The 2,960-nt window shown below is 67.2% G+C and carries 1 protein-coding gene and 3 pseudogenes; 1 reads left to right on the plus strand and 3 read right to left on the minus strand.

Annotated features, from left to right (window positions below):
* Positions 1-89: 89 nt before the first annotated feature.
* A pseudogene (locus tag ACWEQL_RS41885) lies at positions 90-326 on the minus strand (transposase); the annotation flags it as partial.
* Positions 327-714: 388 nt separating this feature from the next.
* Here ACWEQL_RS41885 and ACWEQL_RS41890 point away from each other — a divergent pair.
* Positions 715-1,980, plus strand: coding sequence for an IS110 family transposase (locus ACWEQL_RS41890; RefSeq protein WP_452156790.1), 1,266 nt, complete (start codon positions 715-717; stop codon positions 1,978-1,980).
* Positions 1,981-2,000: 20 nt separating this feature from the next.
* Here the strand turns inward: ACWEQL_RS41890 and ACWEQL_RS41895 are convergent.
* Positions 2,001-2,704, minus strand: a pseudogene (locus ACWEQL_RS41895) (transposase); the annotation flags it as partial.
* A 73-nt stretch (positions 2,705-2,777) separates the two neighbouring features.
* Positions 2,778-2,960 (minus strand): annotated as a pseudogene (locus ACWEQL_RS41900) (IS630 family transposase); the annotation flags it as partial.

The following is a 2,960-nucleotide window of genomic DNA, read 5'->3' on the forward strand; positions in this document are numbered from 1 at the left end:
GCCACCGTCCTGAACCCGAGCCGACAACATCCGGCGGTTTCGGACCCTGACGCCGCCACCACGAGCCGACCGACATCACGAGTTCAAGTTCAGTAGCTGCCGGGTGTCTTGTCGTATCGCGTGGCGACGCCTCGCCAGGCCTTCAGCTTGTTGATCAGGCGCTCGACGGTGTTCCGGTCCCTGTAGAGCTCGGCGTCGTGGCTGACGGGCCGGCCGCCCTTGCTGCCCTTCTTCTTCCGGTTGGCGGCCTGGTCCTTCTTCTCCGGGATGACCCCCTTGATACGGCGACCGCGCAGGTGGGCGCGGTTGCCGCGGGAGGAGTAGGCCTAATGGGTAGCGAAGGGCGGCAGCGGTACCTTCGGTTCCCCCGGTATCGGCGCCGGTCTTCGGGGCACGGACCGAGCCTTTGAGTATGCCCGGACCTCGGAGTCCTTAGACAAGACGAGGCCGGCTCCGCGCTCATCGCGACGAGCGTGAGGGCAGTCAGCTGGCTCCGCTGGCCGTAGCGATGTTCGCTGTTCGTAGTCCGAGCCGGTTGTACGGGTCACCTCTTCACACTGCGTGAGTGCTCAGCTCTGCTGCAGACCGAGGGCCGCACTTCCCGCTGGGGTGGCGAACGGCTGGTGGGATGACGTGCCTTGAGCACTTCCATTAGGGAGCACGCGCACCCTGCACAGGCTCTGACCAGGAAAGACGTCGGACGAGGAGGGCCACATGGAGCTCACAGTGCGTTCCACGCCCGTATTCTGCGGGGTGGACTGGGCCGAGGACCATCACGACATCGCGCTGGTAGACATCGCCGGAACGCAGCTCGCCAAGGCACGAATCACCGACGATATCGCCGGCTTCGCGCAGCTCAGCGATCTGCTGCTGGAGCACGGAGACAGCGCGCAGGCGCCGATCCCGATCGCGATCGAGACCTCCCGTGGACTTCTCGTCGCCTGCCTGCGGGCCAGCGGCCGCCCCGTCTACGCGATCAATCCCCTTGCGGTCGCCCGCTACCGGGAGCGGTATTCGGTCGCTCGGAAGAAGTCAGACGCTGTCGACGCTGCCGTGTTGGCGAATATCCTGCGTACCGACATGGCGGCCCACCGGCCGCTGCCCGCGGACTCCGAACTCGTGCGGGCCATCGCTGTGCTGGCCCGCGCCCAGCAAGATGCCGTCTGGGACCGCGGCCAGGCCCACAACAAGCTTCGATCCCAGCTGAGGGAGTTCTACCCGGCCATCCTGACGGCGTTCGCCGATCACAAGCAGGGCCTGTGCTCGCGAGAGGCCCGCGCGATACTGGCCGCGGCTCCGACACCGACCGCAGCGGCAGGCCTGACGCGACGCAAGCTGCAAGCCCTGCTTGCACAGGCAGGTCGAGTCCGTGGGATCCAGGCCGAGGCCGACAGACTCCACGAGGTCTTCCACCGCGACTACCTCCACCAGCCCCTACGGATCGAGGCGGCCTTGGGGCAGCAGACCACTGCCCTCCCGCGGCAGCTGAACACCACCTGCCTCAATGCCGACCAACTCGAGGAAGCCGCCGGCCAGGCCTTCGAGGAACATCCGGACGCGCCCATCATCCGCAGCTTTCCCGGCCTGGGCTCCTTGACCGGGGCACGCGTGCTGGCCGAGATCGGCGATGACCGGACCCGATTCGCCAGCGCCGACTCGCTGAAGGCCTACGCCGGAAGCGCCCCAGTCACGCGAGCCAGCGGAAAGAGCCGCCTCGTCATGAACCGGCGTGTCAAGAACCAGCGACTGGCCGCCGTCGGCTACGTGTGGGCCTTCGTCTCACTCACCAAGTCACCCGGAGCCAGAGCCCACTACGACCGTCGCAGACAGGCCGGCGACCGCCACGTCGCCGCTCAGAGGAACCTGTTCAACCGCTTCATCGGCATGCTCTTTCACTGTCTCCAGCACGGCCAGACATACGACGAGGCGAGAGCATTTCCCGTCCCGCCCTCGGAGGACCGATCCGCTGCCGCCGCTTGACGCCTATCCGCGTGGGATGTCTTGTCCCCGGCGACCGCGTCGGGCCGGGTGCGGGGGCGGCCGATGGGCCCGCGGACCCGCACCTTCTCCAACACGGGGATGAAGTGCGGGCTGTCGGCGGCCTGCCCCTCGGTCAGGACGAGTACCAGCGGGCGACACCTGCGCTCGCCGGCGACGTGGACCTTGCTGGTCTGTCCGCCTCTGGGGCGTCCGAGTAGGGCGGCCTTCAGGCGGAGCCTTCGCCTGCGTCGGACACGTCGGCGCTCGTCCCGTTCCGGGTCGTGTGCGCTGTCCTGTCCGTCTTGTCCCTGCGGGCCGCCCCTTTTTGCCGGGCCTTCTCCGCCTCCTCGGCGGCCTTCTCCAAGTCGGCGAGCGTGTCGGGGTCGAGGTGCATCCCGGCGGCGTCGTGGTGGGCCCGGACAGTGGTGGAATCCACGCTGACCAGCGACAGGTCCACCTCACCCCGCCTGGCGGCTTCCGCGATCGCGCCCTCCAGCAGGGCCTCGAACACCCTGGCGTCCCTCCACTGCCGGAAGCGGTTGTGGACGGTCGACCAGGCGCCGAACTCCTGCGGCATCTCCCGCCACTGGCTGCCCGTCCGAAACCGCCAGATCACGCCCTCAAACTGCCGACGCAGCCGCTCGGGATACGGGCCGTACTCACCGATCGGCAGGTACGGCTCGATGAACTCCCACTCGGCGTCTGTCAGTTGCACTCGCGTCACACACCACGATCTACCGGATCAGGCACGAGCGCGAGGGCAAAACCAGCGAATTGATCACAATCGAATACGTGCCCTAGTGTCCTGAGTCTGGAATTCGCTTCAGATATCCGGCGAGGCGTTCGAGGATCTCGTCGGCGGTCTTGGTCCAGACGTAGGGCTTTGGGTCGGTGTTCCAGGTGGCGATCCAGTCACGGATGTCGGCTTCGAGCGCGTGGACGGACTTGTGGACGCCTCGCCGTATCTGCTTGTTCGTCAG

It is taken from the genome of Kitasatospora sp. NPDC004240 (genome assembly GCF_053603215.1).